This is a genomic window from Vibrio sp. 10N.247.310.23 (assembly GCF_041467155.1).
Lineage (GTDB): Bacteria > Pseudomonadota > Gammaproteobacteria > Enterobacterales > Vibrionaceae > Vibrio > Vibrio crassostreae_C.
Window position 1 is genome coordinate 1 of record NZ_JBFSTZ010000045.1, and the last position, 16,843, is coordinate 16,843.

Here is a 16,843-nt window from a genome sequence, read left to right on the forward strand (position 1 = left end):
GCACATAAGAAAACAAGCCCTTACTCGACCTTAATTAAAGTCAGTGAAAGGCAATTAGGAGGCACGACGAAGCGCAGCTACGTAGTAGCGGAGGCGTTCAGGATTGCAGCGATATCCTTTTAACTAGGGCTGTAGAGAGGCACATTCTGGGGCGGCACGCAGTGACTCACCAGGGTGATGTCACTCTTAGGCCATAGATGAAAGATACAAGCAAAAAGCCTTGCCCGAAGGGTAACCCCAAAGCAAGGCTCAATTGTTCTAGGTGGAGGCTAACTCATCGACCTTAATCAACTGTTATAATTAACCTATGCCATAACGAACATTATTTGGTAGAGCACACGTGCTTGTCCAATTTTGCATGCAAAAGTCACAATGCGAAATTGAAAGTCACTCTCCACGCGTCCAATGAGCTTTGAGTTAGGCCTAACAGAAATATTCTCATATTTTCTAAATTAATCATGAGCAATTTTGCATGCAAAATCGAGTGTCGATTTAACGCCCTTTGAGTTTGATAGAAAAGAACGTTAAAAGAAGTAAGGAAGGGATACCGATCAAATCAATCTTGAACAATCTTAAATTCAGATCGTTTAACTTTTGCATCAATGGCCCGATTATATTTTTCAAGACGCTCTATTTGCCCCTTGTATCTTTCATCGACTGTACCTACAAAAGCCGCATCGAGCTTTGAAGTCAGATCAGCTAGTCTCGCTTCAGGTTCATTTATTAACTCTCCAGAATACGTCCAGGCACCGAGAACCCAAGTAATCACACGTTCTTCTAGCTCTCGTTTAAGAGTATCAACATTGTAATCTCTCATTCGTCGAAAATGCTCTTCATCAGGAGTTACCACACCACTGGAATCCTCAACATCTAAATCGTTGAAACTAAGCGTGTAACCAGTTCGTAGGTCATTCAACATACATAATAGGTAGAAGTGATTTCTAGAAAAAGTCGTGAGCGGATACGAGCCTGAGCCTTTAATGTATGCAATAGAAAGCTTCTTAGCTAAAGCCTGTCTAGCGTCTTTAGCTCGTTTTCTTTGTTGCTCATCTCTAAGTCGTTTCTCTTTAAGGTGAGTGAACTTATGTTTGACACTATCCAAGGCTTCTCTAGCTTTTTCGATAGCTTCAATTTCTTCATCACTAAACAGCGACTTAGTATTTCGGTCTCCTAAAAGCTCCTTGGCTAAACCATTACTTAAACGCGTGATAGCGGTTTGCTTTTTCTTGGCCTTATCTGAATCCCAATACTTAAATAGTTCTTCGTTCATAACTTAACTCCTAGAATATTTAATCAACCGAAAACACTTAACCCTTTGTCGGATATACGCCAATATATTTTGGCCGTGTTTCTTTGGTAGCTATCACCAATAACGACTTGGCCATCTTTATCTAACACTCGTCGCTCAATAAAACCCGCATCGAGTAGGAGATAGAGAACCTTATGAGAGTTACTAAGACTCGGCACATCGAGTAGCTGCTCTTTCAGTGAATTAGCCTCATAGAAAAAGGTTTCATCATCTAATTTCAATCGTTCGACCTTGTCATTATCCAAGTTGTGATAACAAAGGTTCATGATCGTTAAAAGCTGAAAACAAAGTGATTGTCTAGGTAATTGAGAAAGCTCATGTAAGTGCTTAATTCTTTGTTCATATGAAAAAATCATGACGGATTCTCTTGTTTGTTTTTTTGTGTCATTGACTGCATTGACGCGACCAATCTTCGCTCATTGATTCTTGGTCTGTGAGAAGTTTGGATTTAGTCTTCTCAAATAGCATACGCGCGCCAAGTTCTCAGTCTCACGTTGTTCTTCTACATTATTTAAAAACGCCGCAACTAACGTTCAGTTATTCGTATTCGCCAGAGTTCTCATTTTGTGCTTGCTTTGCAAGTTCTAGCCACTCGCCTAATAACACTTTCCAACTTTCATTGATTGGGTAGTCATTCAAGAGAAGAAAGCGAGCTGTAATAGCTTTTTCAATATCAGTATTTGGCAACCAATCAAGCTCAATCAACAAGTCAAAGGAAGCTCTACAAGCCCATTGAGGAGCGCGACTTTCAATAACCCAAGATTTTATTACTTCACCTGGAGGGGGGGACCTATGAGCAACATAGGACCGATCGACGGCTCTAGTCGTTATTTGTTCAATGGCTTGAGTAGCACTGCCTTCAAAATGTAATGAGTACAACTTAATTAGGCTGGCTCGATGAGTATTCACTACTTGAGCCAACTTTTTTTTATTAGTGGACATGTTCTATCGAGTGATACCCAATCACTACAATATCTCTGGCTGGTACTGTCAATTTCCCTGGACTAGAATCGAGTACAATAACTATTTGGCCACTTTCGGCTTGGCCATTGAGATCAATGAAGCCTTGCTCACCTTCAAACGATATTCTTATTCCATTATTTTGTGGGGTAGGGGTAACTCCTAGTACTTTAGTTTGAGTGACTTCATTTAAAGGCTCTTCATTAGTTACTTCTTGATGCTCAGGGGAAGGTTGTTCTTCATCTGCTTGTTTTGATTTAGCCTCTTTCTTAGAAGCCTTTAGGTTTTTTACAAGCTCTTTAGCTTCTTTACGTGAGACAGGAGATTTAAGAAGTTTCTTTGTTTCTGCCTCACTGAGTTCTCCTGCAATACGTAGAGAGTTGACCGTATCAACATCACGGATAATGCCATTGTGATAAGCAAGCTCAATATAAGGAGGGCATTGAGCCGCCTTTCGAAAAGCGCTAATACGAGACTCAGATAAGCTCACAACATTGGCTAGATCTTTGTTCTCAACAATCCCTTGCTCTTCCATTAGCAGCTCTAAAGCGCGGCCCGTTTCAAAAGGAGTAAGGTCGTTTCTATGAAGGTTTTCTGATAGTTGCGCTAACACGGTTCCCGCGTCACGCACCAAACATTCTACGTGAGTGATTTTGTCACTCAGGTTTGCCGCTCTCCAACGACACTCACCCACTTGTATTTTGTAGCCACGAATATCTTTGTGAGTCACAACGATGGGTTGAATCTGGCCGATATCGTCCATGTTTTTAGACAGTTCGGAAATGTACTCTTCATCAAAGAATTTGCGTACCTGTTCAGATGAATAGATGTCCTCTTTAGGGATAAGAACAACACTCTCACCAGGTTTTACCTCGTTGATTTCTTCATCGAGCAACGATTTAGACTTATTGCTCATTAAAGATTTAAAGTCTTTCTTACCACTCATGACAACGCCTCCGCTTTCAATTCAAACTCTTGCATCAAAGCATCGATGTTGATGTATTCAGCTTTTTTCGCGTCATACTCAATAATGCTTTGCTTGAACGCTGAGGCTTCTGAAACTCTAGTTGTATGGATCACCTGAGTCTTGAATACCAGGTCGCCATAATCCTCAGACAACTTGGTAGCGAAATAATCTTGCAATTGAGTTGGGACTTTTTTCACCATGTTTAGGTACATACCTAATACAGATACATCCAAACCATAAGTGCTTTTGATACGCGCTACAGATTTAAGGATCTTCGATACACCTTGAAAACTGTCTTCTTCTGCTGTGGTAGGAATCAATAAACCATCACACGCGATAAGGGCCGAGTATTGCAGGTTTCCAACAGAAGGGGCGGTGTCGATAAATACGTAGTCGTATTGTTCAGACAATTTATTGATGTTGTCAGCAAAGAAGCCAATTTCATCATTTGTACAGTTGTTAAGACTGCTGATGTTGAAAGTAGCACCAAAGATATGAAGATTAGAATTGAGCTCGACAGGCTTACCATAGAACTCTTCATCGAAGAATGAAATGACATTCGCCTCACCGACTTTTCGAGTGATAGAGGCGGGTTTCGCTTTACTCTCATCATCTTGGTCAAAATACTTATCCGTCAAATTACATTGCGGGTCCATATCTACAACCAACACTTTTTTATTGCGCACATGAGAAAAGTAGTAAGCTAAATTCACAACAGAAGTCGTTTTACCGACTCCACCTTTTTCATTACCGATTGCGACGATTTTACCCATTGTATTACTCCTTTGAGACTGGCGTTAACGCCTGATTACAAGGTTAATACTACGGACAAGTCATTAAAAAGTCAATAAGAAAAAACAAGATTTTGCATGCAAAATTGATCGGTCATAATTTATACACAATTTCAGGGGGTAACTACCGAATAACTTATGAGATCTTTTATCAAATTCCAATTATCGTGATACGCCTCTCTAAGATGTTAACGCTACTTTTCTGATAAACTAAGGCTTCAGTTATCTAGATAGAATAAACTCATGAGTCGGAACCTTAAACACTATCAAGCCCTTGATGAACTTGTAACAAATTCACTTCTCGGACTGTATTGCACGATGAGTCAGCAAGGCGGATTTTGGACAACTAAAAGAAGAAACGAGCTGTTAGTAAAGTTCATCAAACCAAAAGTAAAGCGCCCTCAGTTTTCGACATGTAAAAATGAACTAAAGACAATGCTCAGTATTGGCCGCAGTGGAACAGGTAACCTTGAAGAAAAGCTATGGGATATCAATCGACTGAATCTCGAGTATCAAGCCAAATTTTCACAGGCTGACGAACTCTATATCATGTTAACGGAGTTATTTGAGCAGTATCAATTCCCATCGATGCTGGAAGATATAGAAAAAGAGATTGAACGAGACACTCTCTACATGAAAGAAAAAAGCGTAGAGCAAGGATTTGATGAAGACAGCAATCAAATAAAGCCATTGGCCATGACAGTGAAAACCCATCGGTTGAAATTATTAATTAAAGCACTGCAAGCCAAAGGGATTTATCGCGTTGAAATTGTTAGTGAAGATAAAGACGAAGTCATTCACCTTTTACTGCATCGTGAGAGGTAAGGGGACACTACTAAGGAGAGTGATTACTTCTATAAACATTTTGCTCTTAGTTAATATGCTCACGAAAACAAGCACATCTAGTAAGAGCAGGGGGGCTCTAGTCTATTTTTTTAACAATAAGAATAGATACAGTAGGGTGGTGCTCTACAACTTTTATAACACCTCCACTGCTCCCATTTTCATGATCCCAATAGACTGTATCGCCTTTGCCTACTGGATTAGCAAAATACGCAATAGTCCCTTCTGAACGCTCTACATCTTCACTATCTTGGCTAACTATTATGAAATACTTAAATTTGTCAGTCATTTTTGTTTTCGCTCTCGTTAAATGTTCCAAAAACAGTGATTAAAGCATCAACAAACTCACCCGCTTTAACTTCACCAAGAAAACACGGTTTGAAGGAATCTGTAACCATATATTTTTTCTTAGCAGGAACGTAGATCATCGAATCTGGATTAGCCGCTAAATAGTATTGAAAGACCTTACTCACATTTTGACGGCCTAAGCCCAAATGACGGTAAATATCTTTACTGGTAACGTGACCATTGAGCATTAGCTTTGCATCAATCAGTTTTAATACAGCATCATCAAGTAATGGACGTGACACGATTTTTCCTCGTTAAATAATCTCAAAATCAATTCTACATTGGAACGATGTCGTAATGAGTCCATATCTTAGATTGTTCTATTTTTTCAATCGATTGTTCAATGCGATTTCTTAATAAATGTTTATCATCCAATTCATCCGAGTAAGCTTTCAAGGCATGCACTACATTAGGATATTGAGTGCGTAACGAACCACTGGCTTGAAGTGCATAAAGATGAGGGTGATCCAATCGTGGATGAAACTCAAATTTAACGTTATAACCAGCCATCTTTAACCGATGTCGTATGGTTCCAGAACGCAGAGTCCTAATTTTTATCTTTGAAAAAATCAGTTCCGCTTCCTTACGATTTTTTGCCTCGAAAATATCGTGTACAACTACTTCGTTTAAACCAAAGTCTAAATAGTCATCGCTATAAATAACTTGATCACAAATAAAAAATAGTTTTGCCAAGTGCTCTAACCTTTACTTTCTAAACTATCGGCAATTTCGCGGAGTTGCCTGACCCATTCTGCTTTAGAGCCGCTTTTAAATAACACTCCGTCAAAGCATTGCTTCAACGAAAAACAAGAAAGTGGGAGCTCTGGCGATAGGGACACCATTAAAACATCGGCCTGGTAATCATCAATCATAACCGTAGGCTTAATTAGACACGTTAATCCCTTCGGATTAATTTCACTGTTCATAACAAATTATCCCTCGCTAATTAGACTTGCCGCTGGCTGTTACTGTACCACGCGACCATTGAATAAATGTGGTCGAACTAATTTTCCATTCTCTTATTTTTCGCATACTTTCTCTATTAGCAGCGTCTTAATGTTTTATCGTGATACTTCATTGTTGCCGCCCCTATAGACAATGTGCTAACAACAAAGAAAGCAAACCAACGATAATTTAGATATTTAGTTACGGCTGACAATGCATCCGTTGGTACTGGTGATGTCCACGTAATAATGAAACTAATAACGCTACTTAACATAAGAGCAACGGTAATAATTATTCCAGTCTTAACTTTCCAATCAAAAAATTCAAAAATCATGTTCTCCATTCCCTACGATATGAGATCAATTTAACGTCATGACAAATACTATACATACTGATGTATAGAAAGCAAACGACTTGACTTAAATAACGTCATGACAGAAAATAAAAATCATGAAAATTCAAAACGGCAAAAGAGGGCGACCTAAACAGGACGTAACTCTTGATAAAAAACAAGAAATTCGATGTACAGAGAATGATAAAGCGCTGTGGAAACTTGCAGCCCAAGATCACGAGTCGGTTAGTGAATGGGCTAGAGAAATCCTTACGCGAAGCGCTAAGAGGAAGGTTAAGGACAGTTAATGACTTGGAAAGGTTTCACTATTGAAGGCGACTTTTATGACTTAACCCATCTACAAAGTACCTCTCATGACATCGAGGTTGATGGTAACTCAGTAAAACTACATGTTAGTTACGCCAATCACTGCTTTACTGATGAGAAAGAAAATGGGCCAATACTTTTTAGGCAGGAAGGGCGATACTGGTGTCATGAGAGATACCAATGCAGCATAGAACTTCCGGATCTCATCAAAAATAAGCTTATCGATAACTATGCTGTGCCTTACATGACCAAGAAAGGCGAATCCTATCATTACATGGAAGCATTTGATTACGCTATCTTCTTTAGTATTTCTAAACCAAATGGCACTACCAATGAATTGAAACTTAGAGTCAATTCAGCTTATGAGGTGGACGACTGGGGTAAAGGAACTCTACCGAAGGGTAAAGCCAAGCGTGTTAGCTGGATACTTTCACAACGACTTCAGGGAAAGTCGGTGCTTAAAAGAAAGTAGTAGATATGAAAAAAGCACCCTAAAGGTGCTTTTAACAAATAAAAAATCTGGTCTGGTCTTTATCTTGGATTATCCTGTTCACTGACTAGGGGAATCGCTTCCGACACCAACACCCTCAAAGAGAGTTCCAGTATGTGTTGACACCCCTAATATTACGCAATAGCGTATCAATTACCAATAGATTTTACCTATCAAAAAATCAAATCCCCCCCCATATTCCTATCTAAAAAGCCATATCAGCAATTGTTAGTATACTCACAGTATTTGTATCTGGGGTTTTGTGCCCATTTCAGAGAAAAGTCCAATGTGAGTCGCCAGCTCTTTATTTATAAGGGCTGAATGCTGGGGTATGTTTCTTGGGCCATCTCTTATAGCGTCAATGCTGTTTGGTAATTAAGATACGACAGAATCGCTCGGTGATCACTCTTGAAACCAATCATCTGAAACACGTTTTTGGACACAAACGTTTTAGGTGTACTGCTCTATACCATTCCCTCAGATTAGAAAAAGTATTTTGAATACCTTAAACGTTAGGCATATTTTTCCAACGCATTATGTATTGTCTGATAGTTCTCTACTTTAAACTTTCCTGAATACTCCAAGCCACACTGATCGGCTATGTATTTTAGAGTTTCATAATGTTTAGGAATTGCTCTGTAGTACCCATCTCTCACCTTAGGCAAGTGAGTATGCTTAAAAGACTCATGTGCAAGAATGCCCGATAAAACAGCAGAAGCTGCATTATTAAGAGCTTGGAAGTAAGTCACACCAGCGCTTTCTACTTCAAGAAATTCACTTAATGTTCGCCTCTCGGCATCAATGAATTTACCCAGTGCTTTTTGGTACTCCTGAAATGCGGCAGTAATATCAGAGTCCAGTTGATTTGAAATTTCTAATGTCTTTGTTTGCTTATCAAAACGCTCTTTTTTGGACATAGTCAACCGAGAAGCGGCAAAGCCCAAAATGAATGTGATGATCGGTACAATTATCTTTAGAGTGGTATCATCCATTGTTTTTTGTCTCTTCATCCACTTTGGCTTTTGCCATAGCTAATAGTGCTTCGATTGTATCTGTTTGAGACTTACGGATAATACGAGGGTCAACGTCAAAAGCCTCCAAAGCACCTTTACAAGATGCTGCTTCCAATGACTCACCATCAGACATGTGGGCTTCAGTACGTTTAACCCAATTCTGAATGTCACTTATTTGAGGGTGAGTAACTAGCGAATACTTAATATAAAGTTGATGTTCGAGGCTATTTGCCCTATCAATTAGTTCTTGAATATTCAATATTTTCTCCTTATGCCTAACGCCCTGTTAAGGGGTGAGCAACGCATTACCGAAGCCGCCGCATACCACCTTAATCACTAAAACCAATGCATAGTGAAGATGCCACGCGTTGCGAATCCCTCTTGAACAGTTTGTTAGTTTTATTTGCTTAAGTTAGCCTCAATGCTAAGCAGCTCAAATTCTGCTCTTGATTGATGATATTTCTGCCAACTTTCTGTAACTACATGACTAGCAAGCTTTCCCCGCTGATCGGAATCACTATACTCTGGGTCAACTAATTCAACTGACTCGTAAGTAAGACTATTTTCAGCAAGAAAGTCCGTCAGCATGTCATCAAATGACATTGAAACATAAGAAACATGGCTATTGTCGAATGTCAGATTAACACCTAGTTTTGGACATACAGCCCCATTCAAAATAGCTTCGTTTTTGAATGCCATGACAGTGCTTTTGACAGCTCTTCGAAAAGCGTAAGAAACAACCATTTTCTTTGTATATGGCTTAACGCAATGTCTCCAGCTAATTACGACTCTAGAATCATCTTTTCGGATTATGAACAGACATCTATTTCGGTGGAAATCTAACCCAACTTCAATATCTTTAATGCCACAACCAACCTTTTCATCATACTCACTATGCAATGTAAACAAAGCTTCAAAAAAAGCTTTATCATCCAAAGCCATTATTGTTCCGGGACTGTATGAATTAATACGACGACGAGCATCCTCTTCGCATGCCTTTCGAGTGCCAAATTTAAATTGACCAAATGAAATCGGTTTTGCCACAACTGCCTCCTATAAAACTAACGCCCTGCTAATAGGTTAACAAACATAACCACTTAGCCAAAATTTACTACCGTAAACACCAAGGCTGAACAAACCAAAATTGCCGAACGTTTGTTAATCCTGTTGAGCAGTTTGTTAGCCGACCGTTGCCCAGCGGAAATACGGACGTTGACCATCCATTCGTTCAACCTCCGCGCCCAGCCTTTTATAGAACTGATGGCCTCTTATGTTATGTGGGCTAGCTGTCCATGACATGTAGGGTACTGATGACTTTTCAGCCTCGGCTTTCAAAGCTCGCATAAGTTCACTGCCATATCCATTTGATCGCTGTGTACTAAGAACTAAAAGATCATCAAGCCAAATAGAAGGCTCACCACTAAAAGATGAATAACGATAGTGAAACAGCGCGAAACCCTGAACCTCACCACCAAGTTCCAATAGCAAAGCATGAGCAAATGGATGCTCACCAAATAAGGTACGTTCAATTTTTTCTGCTGTCGTAGATATCTCGCCGTCAAAACCTTTCATACTTCGGTCAAATTCAGCTTTTTGTGCAATTAGTTTTAGCAACTTGCTTGAGTCTGCTTTGGACGCTTTCCTTACGTTCACTTTGTTCTCCATAACTCAAAATTTTGGTGGTAGGCTAACGCCGCATTAAGGTGTGAGCAACGCAACCACGAAACTTAACCATGCCGCCGTAAACACAAAACCCAACGATGGAATGAAAAATGCCATGCGTTGGGAATCACTCTTAAATGCTTTGTATGGATAATAAGCACTCCAATCGGGTAATGTGAGACCCAGGCTTTAGCTGCAACTAAAGCTTTCTATGTAGTAGTTCGTTTAAACGCTGGCTCCTCTATCGAGAGACCGATAACAAACATGAATGCTACATAGGACTTCAAGCATAAACCTCGAATAGTCGACTGGGTCTCGAACCCGCATTACGCAAGCATGAGTTAGCTTATTATGAATACCAAAATCAATCAAAGCATCAACGTTGGAGTTGATACCGGCAAAACACAATTAGACATCCACATCAGGCCACTAGACCTATTTTTCTCAGTAGAGAACAATGATAAAGGCATCAAAAAAGCACTCAAAACGATTAAGAGTCACAGTCCTGAACGAATCGTTATTGAAGCAACAGGCCGATTAGAAATGCCTTTTGTTCTTGCATGTGCAGAGGCTCAATTACCTATTGTCAGAGCAAACCCTGTCCACATAAAACGGTTCGCTGGTGCTATTGGCCGCAGAGCCAAAAATGATCGTTTAGATGCAGAATTGATTGCTCACTATGGAGAAGCAATCAAACCAGCTCTTACTGTCATAAAGCCAAAAAACATACGCCTAATGAGTGACTTAGTCATTCGCCGAAACCAGTTGTTATCCATGCAAACCATGGAAAAGAACCGAATCCAGATACTTCCCGCTTCTCTCCATCCGACTATCAAACCGATGCTAACCACGATAAAAAATCAAATCACCAAGTTAGAAGAAAAGCTCGTTAAACTCATTGAAGATAGCCCTGAATATCAGGCTAAAAACACAATATTGCAGAGCGTCCCTGGAATAGGAAACATTGCCGCTGCATCAATAATTAGCAACGTACCAGAACTTGGCTACATCACAAATAAACAAGCGGCATCACTAATTGGTGTCGCTCCAATAACACGCGAAAGTGGGCGCTACAAAGGTAAGCGCGTGATCCAAGGCGGTCGAGCGCAAGTACGCACAGTGTTATATATGGCAATGATGTCAGCCATGCAATGTAACCCCGTATTCAAAGCAACTTATGCTCGACTTGTAGCTGCCGGAAAGCCTAAGAAAGTCGCAATAATCGCGTGTGTTCGAAAGATGGTTGTGACTCTTAACTCTATGCTGAGAGATGGCGCCATGTGGGATGAAAACGCTGCCAAAAATTAATCATTGACGCCATAGTCGTTTGTTATGTTTATCTAGTTTGCTCGTACTCTAAGATAGTTTCAGCTCGAAGAGTATGGTCAGAAATGTGCTTTTCCCAATAGTCATTCAGCTCAGCATCACCTAATTGATTTTCCACATGTTGACGCAAGGCTTCTTCAAACGACGTTATATCTATGTTCGCCCCAAGATCTTTTACAATATTGCGCATTGCCCTATAGAAACGTTCTTGATCACATGGGTGAGGGGTATGCCAAGTCTCGACACCTGCCCAACCTTCTAATATCTCGTACAATTTGTCGCTCATAGTATTCTCCAAATGAAGGAATTAAGTATGCAACACACATTATATAGACAAACCGAAATCCGTTAAAATCATATAGACCTAAATGAGAAACATAACATTTTAATATCGTGCCAGCACGAATTTATGTATTCAGCATATCTCAAGAACCCTATCTAACCAACTGAAAATTATGCATATAATTAGTTTGAATCTAATTTCTAGTTGAAAACCGTGCAAGCACATATTGCTTCCAATTCAAGGCATGTTATCAATCAAAACTTCCCTTTAGTTCTCAATTATTCAATAGCTTAGAAATAGTTGAACAATATGTTCGTGCGTGAGTGTTATTGAAGGTTAGTCTGTTGTGGATTAGAACATTTAGCTACATTGTTGGAGATCTAGGCATGAGGAAAAGTAAGTCAAGTTACAGGGTTTCAAACTGAGTTCAATCCCTTTCTGGCTCACTTTGGGGCAAAAACGTGTTTCAGATGATTGGGTTAAAGGTGATGATTGGGTTAAAGGTTCATGCTGGCTGCTATATGCTTGCATGTAGAGTCAGTATGAAGCCGACAGAGCAAAGCGGCGTCAGCTGGTTCTGTCACAAATCTAGTTAGGTTCGCGATTCTAAAGAGAGATATTTTTTTCCTAGAACCTTATAAACTGTAGTCCTACTGCACTCTAACTCTTTACTGATCGCATGCTTGTTCATTCCTTGATCTGCAAGCTCTTGAATACGCGTATGAAGCGTCTTATTAGGAAATCGTCCAAGATGCCTCCCTTCAGAGCGAGCACGCTCTCTACCTTCATTACAACGCTGTAATATTCGTTTTCTTTCCATTTCAGCAAACGCTGATATGGTCGTGTAAATAACTCTACCTACATCGCTATTGATATCTAAATCCCCCAAGTCATGAAACACCAAACCCGCTTTCTTTTGCGCTAGTTGATCGGCAATTTGCAAAGCATCGATGGTATTTCGAGCAATGCGGTCGACTTTGGTAACATGAATAACATCTCCCTCCCTTGCAAAATCCAGCAACAGGTTAAGCTGTTCTCTATCAGAGGATTTACCGCTCGCTTGCTCTTGGTAAATTTTTTCACAACCAAGACGTTTAAGTTGTTCAAGTTGAACATCGAGCGTTTGGTCTTGGGTGCTAACACGAGCATAACCAATTTTCATAAAATGGCCTAAAAGTGAACTTAAAGATAGTGATACACAAGTGTACATGTTCACTTTAAATTATAAAGACTAACTGAACAGTTATTCGATGATTGTGAGTAATGTCCATAAAGTTACACCTTTATGGACACAGCGCGAGATTAAACCCAATAGAAGAATCATACAAATTGGTTAAATCGTTCGATTCGTTTATAATGAGCGAAAAGGGGAATATTATGCAATCACTTACTGCGAATACAGCTAAAACCAAATTTGGCGACTTACTGATGAAAGTTCAACGTGAACCTATACAAATTAATAAGAATGGTTCACCCGTTGCGGTGATGATGTCTTGTGAAGAATATGAACAACTTGAAGCACTGAAATTGATGGTGGTGAAATCACGCTTCGAACAAGCAGAAGCCGATGCTCTATCAGATAAACTAGTCGACGGTGACGATTTCATGAATGCACTTAACCAAGGAAAGTTTGATTAATGACGCACTATAAGCTTTCTTCTTCAGCGCAATCTGATCTGATTGAGATTCGTCGCTATACATTAGAGCGATGGGGGCAAGCACAATGGAGTACTTACTTTTCAGAACTAAAGCAATCAATGGAATTACTGGCGAACAACAAGTTGCTCGGCATAGAGGTTTCTGAGGTGGGCCAAAACTACTTCCGTTTTCCTTTAAAGCGCCATGTGATTTATTATATCCAGAAACAAGATCACATAATTATTGCTGCCGTTCTTGGTAAGCAAATGTCTCCGGCCAAGCACTTTTCACAACTATCTTAATATAATTAACACCCTAATGGTCATTCATCAAATAGAGACCTTTAATCATTGCTGCAATGATTAACCAGTAAGGCCGGACTGTGTAAAAGCTAGGCTAACTGATTTTTGGACAATTATTTGCCAGTGCTTTTGTTAAATTAGCAATCCATGAATAATCAGAGGTATGGCAAAGTTGTTCTGAAGTGCCAATGCAATGAGTAGAATCGCACTAGCAAAAGGTGGGATTCGTTATGTTAGCTGTTGTTCGATTTTTCCCTATATACTTCAATGATTTCACTTTTTTCTGGACTTATATTTGCCGCAAATGTTGATATATCCATTTCTAAGTAACGCCAGCCCTCAGCGTCCACACCGGATTGAACATATATTTCCAAATTGAAGTCCAATGATTTTCCATCTTGATAGATTTTTTTCTCTATGACGAATGGACTGTCTTGTACGCGATGAAAGAAGAAGTCAGATGCGAAAAAAGCAGCTCTGTACTCGCTTTGGTATTTGAATTCAGCATGTTTAAGGTAAACTTCTCGCCAAAACTCACCAATAATCGATTTAGGGTGATTGTGTATATCATAATATTCAACCTCCCCATGACTAAAAAACTGGTGCCCATTCGGACTTTCAAATTTTTCGTAGGATTCATTTAAAAACTGCATAAAAAAATCGAAGTTATCTCTATGCAACCCTACAGCATACTTAGAGTCACCGATTGCAGCCTCATCTTTTTTTGTACTCATACAAAAAACGAAATATTGTTTTAAATATTCTTCATCATTTCCTGCGCTGATACACTGAAACTCAATCCCCTTAAACCTCCCAACTGGAAGCTTTTCCGGAAAGTGTTGATACTCTTCAGGGAGAAAGCTCACTGAACCTTCGGAGGAGTCAGCTCGACCGACATCATCTTCAATTTTTATGTATTTCGTTAGCTCATAGAAGCGAAATATACCTAGGGATATCTTTTCAGCGATATCTAGGGAAGGAGTAAATTTGTATAGTTTCATTTTTATTTTATTCCGTACGACACAAACCATTGGGCACTCGGACAGCTAACACCCAATTAAGTGGTGAACAACGCGACCACCCAACCTTAAACCTTGCCACATTCAGCACTAAAGCTGACCCAAACTGAAATTGCCAAGCGTTGAGAATCCGCCTTAATGCTTGTTATGTTCATTCTTCAGTAGTTTGTAGATCTAATTTCAGTTCTGTCACTTTTGAAGCAAAAAATGAATTCAAAAGGTCAACAGAATTAAACTCTTGGAGAGTGAGCTCAAACGACAAAGTTGTAGCCAAACGAATGTAACCTATACTCTCATTAATTTTAGAATACGCATCTTGTCCTTGATTAGGGCTATAAAATGGACTTTTCTGTGATTGTTTCTGTCTTTGCTCCTGTATGATCAGCTGATTTTGCTGAATCATAATCTGGTGCGACGTTATAAACTGTTCGAGAAACCGCAATAATGTTTGCTTATGATTATTTATCAACGTCGCTTCATGAGACTGAGTAGCAACTTCAAGTTGAATTGCTTGGCTTTCACTTAGAGAGTTGAACTCGATCTGCTGAACTCTCAAACTCGCGAGCAATGCTACAAGAGCACAAAACGACAGCACTGGAGTGGTCAAACCACCAACATAAGAGCCAAAATTAGCCCAATCACTTGAATTAGCTGATAAGTTTCCATTAAACATATAGAAGTAGACAGCTAAGACACAAACCATAGCTACAACAGCAAATGTTACCGAAACATAAATTATCGCTTTAACCAGAAGTTTCAATTTTTCTCCTTGAACATAACGCTTATTAGGCGACACATAGTCGTCTTTCACCCTTCGATAGTGCAGTCTTCTTCATATTAACTCAACAGATAATCAATAAGTTATACCACTTGAAGGGACGTTAGACTGTTAGATGTCTCCTAATGACGAGAATGAACAATTATCAACTCCATCGAATAAATTTTAGTAGGGTAAACGCACGCCCCCTAAATATTTAGAGTTTTAGCTCTGAGCGATTTTGGGGCAAGTTCGGGTTTAGCTATTTAAGTACTTTCACCGCTCGGCGCAATCCCGTAGCTGGCGTAGCCAGTCGGAGGGTGAGCAAGCGGAATATCGCAAATCTTTTTCTATGGCACTGTCACTGTAAAGCCACTTCTTTTATAGATCGATCAAGTTAAACATATGTACTGAACTGACGCGCTACGCTTGTCGGATTTGGGCGATGGATAACTATTCGCTCGTTCCTCACGAAAGTTCCCCACACACAAATCAGGTATGACTGATCTTTTGTTAGTTAATTCTTATGTCTATTGATTCTCTTGTTTTGCTTACCTGTTTATCTGTAGGGTTCCCTTTCAATAATTCTTTAGGAATCCATGTAATAAAATCTTTAGGGGGGAGGAGAACTATGAGTTTTTGGCGATTATGATAGGAATTTCAGAGGAATTTTGACTTATTGGGTATGGTGATGAATCGTATTTTGAGAAGAAGATCACACTGGATTTATTCCAGGTGTATTGAGTCCTACCAAACTAACGGTATGAATGAAATTTAAAGGGGTTATTCAGGAGGAGTGTAATCTTCCCATTCTGGTATATCAGAAGTCTGGGCTTCATCGAGAAGCTGATTGATATGATCAACTCTAGAAGAAGCTGCTTGTTGAGTTGCTTTGCTTTCTTTGCTCTTCTTTCTTAGGTTACGGTTGAGCATTGCTTTTGCTTTGCTGTAGAACAGCCCAAACTTCTCAAGGACAAACTCGTACTTGTTAGCAATTTGTCGTGGTGCCGACTCGCCTTCAACCAGAATGAATTGAGCGGTTGATATGAGTCGTCCGGATTTTTTTGCTTTACTGATTAATTCAGTGACGTAATTGACGCAACGCCCCATTCTTGCTGCGATCTGCTTTCGGCTTGGGAACGCGCATTGATTACTCTGAACTAATCCGCACTTTGCTAAAAAGTGAGCGTCCTTCAAGCCTGGCACTGGCCATCATTGAAGCAGGTCGTATTAATAAGACGTTGTACCTATTGAACTATGTTGATGATGAAGATTATCGTCGTCGGATTTTAACCCAATTGAACCGGGGAGAAGGCCGTCATGCTGTGGCTAGTGCCATCTGTCATGGTCAACGAGGTGAAATCAGAAAACGGTATCGAGAAGGACAGGAAGACCAGCTTGGTGCCCTAGGTCTTGTCACTAATGCTCTCGTGCTCTGGAATACAATATATATGCAGGCTTCACTGGATCATCTGCGAGAGGCGTTGTTGCCTAAATCAGTTGAACCTTTTTCGAGTCCTGAGATCTGATCC

24 protein-coding genes and 1 pseudogene are annotated in these 16,843 nt (G+C 39.8%); 6 read left to right on the top strand and 19 right to left on the bottom strand.

Annotated elements, in window-relative coordinates; all coding sequences use genetic code 11:
* Positions 1 to 556: 556 nt before the first annotated feature.
* From AB6D93_RS22555 to AB6D93_RS22575, 5 genes are all read right to left on the bottom strand, one after another.
* Complete coding sequence (locus AB6D93_RS22555) at positions 557 to 1,270, bottom strand: hypothetical protein (protein WP_235612464.1); 714 nt, start codon at positions 1,268 to 1,270, stop codon at positions 557 to 559.
* A 23-nt stretch (positions 1,271 to 1,293) separates the two neighbouring features.
* Complete coding sequence (locus AB6D93_RS22560; RefSeq protein ID WP_102332444.1) at positions 1,294 to 1,665, bottom strand: hypothetical protein; 372 nt, start codon at positions 1,663 to 1,665, stop codon at positions 1,294 to 1,296.
* A gap of 181 nt (positions 1,666 to 1,846) precedes the next feature.
* Positions 1,847 to 2,251: a hypothetical protein gene (locus AB6D93_RS22565; RefSeq protein WP_102332445.1), complete on the bottom strand. Its 405-nt coding sequence runs from the start codon at positions 2,249 to 2,251 to the stop codon at positions 1,847 to 1,849.
* The gene (locus tag AB6D93_RS22570; protein WP_102332446.1) at positions 2,241 to 3,215 is read right to left on the bottom strand and encodes a ParB/RepB/Spo0J family partition protein; all 975 of its coding nucleotides are present in this window, start codon (positions 3,213 to 3,215) and stop codon (positions 2,241 to 2,243) included. Before AB6D93_RS22570 ends, AB6D93_RS22565 begins: the two co-directional genes overlap by 11 nt.
* A complete protein-coding gene (locus tag AB6D93_RS22575) occupies positions 3,212 to 4,009 on the bottom strand; it encodes a ParA family protein (protein ID WP_102332447.1) in 798 nt (265 codons plus the stop codon). The genes AB6D93_RS22570 and AB6D93_RS22575 overlap by 4 nt, the downstream gene beginning before the upstream one ends.
* 261 nt (positions 4,010 to 4,270) lie before the next feature.
* Between AB6D93_RS22575 and AB6D93_RS22580 the strand changes: the two genes are divergently transcribed.
* On the top strand, positions 4,271 to 4,852 hold the full coding sequence (locus tag AB6D93_RS22580; RefSeq protein WP_102332448.1) for a DUF2913 family protein: 582 nt from the start codon (positions 4,271 to 4,273) through the stop codon (positions 4,850 to 4,852).
* Between the two features lie 97 nt (positions 4,853 to 4,949).
* On the opposite strand, the gene AB6D93_RS22585 is transcribed toward AB6D93_RS22580, so the two are convergent.
* The 5 genes from AB6D93_RS22585 to AB6D93_RS22605 all read right to left on the bottom strand — a co-directional run bounded on the left by AB6D93_RS22585 (position 4,950) and on the right by AB6D93_RS22605 (position 6,497).
* A complete protein-coding gene (locus tag AB6D93_RS22585; protein ID WP_016787191.1) occupies positions 4,950 to 5,159 on the bottom strand; it encodes a hypothetical protein in 210 nt (69 codons plus the stop codon).
* The gene (locus AB6D93_RS22590; protein ID WP_102332449.1) at positions 5,152 to 5,460 is read right to left on the bottom strand and encodes a hypothetical protein; all 309 of its coding nucleotides are present in this window, start codon (positions 5,458 to 5,460) and stop codon (positions 5,152 to 5,154) included. The genes AB6D93_RS22585 and AB6D93_RS22590 overlap by 8 nt, the downstream gene beginning before the upstream one ends.
* Positions 5,461 to 5,494: 34 nt before the next feature.
* Positions 5,495 to 5,911 carry a hypothetical protein gene (locus AB6D93_RS22595; RefSeq protein ID WP_102332450.1) on the bottom strand — a complete coding sequence of 139 codons (417 nt, stop codon included), beginning with the start codon at positions 5,909 to 5,911 and terminating at the stop codon, positions 5,495 to 5,497.
* 5 nt (positions 5,912 to 5,916) lie between these two features.
* Positions 5,917 to 6,144 carry a hypothetical protein gene (locus tag AB6D93_RS22600; protein ID WP_017098129.1) on the bottom strand — a complete coding sequence of 76 codons (228 nt, stop codon included), beginning with the start codon at positions 6,142 to 6,144 and terminating at the stop codon, positions 5,917 to 5,919.
* Between the two features lie 116 nt (positions 6,145 to 6,260).
* Positions 6,261 to 6,497 carry a hypothetical protein gene (locus AB6D93_RS22605; RefSeq protein ID WP_102332451.1) on the bottom strand — a complete coding sequence of 79 codons (237 nt, stop codon included), beginning with the start codon at positions 6,495 to 6,497 and terminating at the stop codon, positions 6,261 to 6,263.
* 304 nt (positions 6,498 to 6,801) lie between these two features.
* Between AB6D93_RS22605 and AB6D93_RS22610 the strand changes: the two genes are divergently transcribed.
* Positions 6,802 to 7,293, top strand: a complete 492-nt coding sequence (locus AB6D93_RS22610; RefSeq protein ID WP_017098132.1) for a hypothetical protein — start codon at positions 6,802 to 6,804, stop codon at positions 7,291 to 7,293.
* Between the two features lie 530 nt (positions 7,294 to 7,823).
* On the opposite strand, the gene AB6D93_RS22615 is transcribed toward AB6D93_RS22610, so the two are convergent.
* The 4 genes from AB6D93_RS22615 to AB6D93_RS22630 all read right to left on the bottom strand — a co-directional run bounded on the left by AB6D93_RS22615 (position 7,824) and on the right by AB6D93_RS22630 (position 9,989).
* The gene (locus AB6D93_RS22615; protein ID WP_025793327.1) at positions 7,824 to 8,303 is read right to left on the bottom strand and encodes a hypothetical protein; all 480 of its coding nucleotides are present in this window, start codon (positions 8,301 to 8,303) and stop codon (positions 7,824 to 7,826) included.
* Positions 8,296 to 8,583, bottom strand: a complete 288-nt coding sequence (locus tag AB6D93_RS22620; RefSeq protein ID WP_102332452.1) for a hypothetical protein — start codon at positions 8,581 to 8,583, stop codon at positions 8,296 to 8,298. Before AB6D93_RS22620 ends, AB6D93_RS22615 begins: the two co-directional genes overlap by 8 nt.
* A gap of 140 nt (positions 8,584 to 8,723) precedes the next feature.
* The gene (locus AB6D93_RS22625; RefSeq protein ID WP_102332454.1) at positions 8,724 to 9,368 is read right to left on the bottom strand and encodes a DCL family protein; all 645 of its coding nucleotides are present in this window, start codon (positions 9,366 to 9,368) and stop codon (positions 8,724 to 8,726) included.
* Between the two features lie 135 nt (positions 9,369 to 9,503).
* Positions 9,504 to 9,989: a GNAT family N-acetyltransferase gene (locus AB6D93_RS22630; RefSeq protein WP_170964628.1), complete on the bottom strand. Its 486-nt coding sequence runs from the start codon at positions 9,987 to 9,989 to the stop codon at positions 9,504 to 9,506.
* A 348-nt stretch (positions 9,990 to 10,337) separates the two neighbouring features.
* On the opposite strand from AB6D93_RS22630, the gene AB6D93_RS22635 reads away from it, so the two are divergent.
* A complete protein-coding gene (locus AB6D93_RS22635; protein WP_198599886.1) occupies positions 10,338 to 11,294 on the top strand; it encodes an IS110 family transposase in 957 nt (318 codons plus the stop codon).
* Between the two features lie 28 nt (positions 11,295 to 11,322).
* Here the strand turns inward: AB6D93_RS22635 and AB6D93_RS22640 are convergent, their stop codons facing one another.
* Together AB6D93_RS22640 and AB6D93_RS22645 are read right to left on the bottom strand one after the other, a co-directional pair.
* A complete protein-coding gene (locus AB6D93_RS22640; protein WP_102332457.1) occupies positions 11,323 to 11,598 on the bottom strand; it encodes a hypothetical protein in 276 nt (91 codons plus the stop codon).
* A 589-nt stretch (positions 11,599 to 12,187) separates the two neighbouring features.
* The gene (locus AB6D93_RS22645) at positions 12,188 to 12,757 is read right to left on the bottom strand and encodes a recombinase family protein (protein ID WP_102332458.1); all 570 of its coding nucleotides are present in this window, start codon (positions 12,755 to 12,757) and stop codon (positions 12,188 to 12,190) included.
* A 215-nt stretch (positions 12,758 to 12,972) separates the two neighbouring features.
* On the opposite strand from AB6D93_RS22645, the gene AB6D93_RS22650 reads away from it, so the two are divergent.
* Both AB6D93_RS22650 and AB6D93_RS22655 read left to right on the top strand, forming a co-directional pair.
* A complete protein-coding gene (locus tag AB6D93_RS22650) occupies positions 12,973 to 13,233 on the top strand; it encodes a type II toxin-antitoxin system Phd/YefM family antitoxin (RefSeq protein ID WP_016799688.1) in 261 nt (86 codons plus the stop codon).
* Positions 13,233 to 13,535 carry a type II toxin-antitoxin system RelE/ParE family toxin gene (locus tag AB6D93_RS22655; protein WP_016799689.1) on the top strand — a complete coding sequence of 101 codons (303 nt, stop codon included), beginning with the start codon at positions 13,233 to 13,235 and terminating at the stop codon, positions 13,533 to 13,535. The genes AB6D93_RS22650 and AB6D93_RS22655 overlap by 1 nt, the downstream gene beginning before the upstream one ends.
* 233 nt (positions 13,536 to 13,768) lie before the next feature.
* Here AB6D93_RS22655 and AB6D93_RS22660 read toward each other — a convergent pair whose 3' ends face one another.
* From AB6D93_RS22660 to AB6D93_RS22670, 3 genes are all read right to left on the bottom strand, one after another.
* Entirely contained in the window at positions 13,769 to 14,536 is a 768-nt protein-coding gene (locus tag AB6D93_RS22660; protein ID WP_102332459.1) for a hypothetical protein, read from the bottom strand.
* Between the two features lie 169 nt (positions 14,537 to 14,705).
* Entirely contained in the window at positions 14,706 to 15,350 is a 645-nt protein-coding gene (locus AB6D93_RS22665; RefSeq protein ID WP_133154280.1) for a hypothetical protein, read from the bottom strand.
* A gap of 744 nt (positions 15,351 to 16,094) precedes the next feature.
* Positions 16,095 to 16,517, bottom strand: a complete 423-nt coding sequence (locus AB6D93_RS22670) for a hypothetical protein (RefSeq protein WP_235612608.1) — start codon at positions 16,515 to 16,517, stop codon at positions 16,095 to 16,097.
* Between AB6D93_RS22670 and AB6D93_RS22675 the strand changes: the two are divergent.
* Positions 16,445 to 16,789: pseudogene (locus tag AB6D93_RS22675) on the top strand (Tn3 family transposase); the annotation flags it as partial. The gene AB6D93_RS22670 and the pseudogene AB6D93_RS22675 sit on opposite strands and share 73 nt — an antisense overlap.
* Between the last annotated feature and the right edge of the window lie 54 nt (positions 16,790 to 16,843).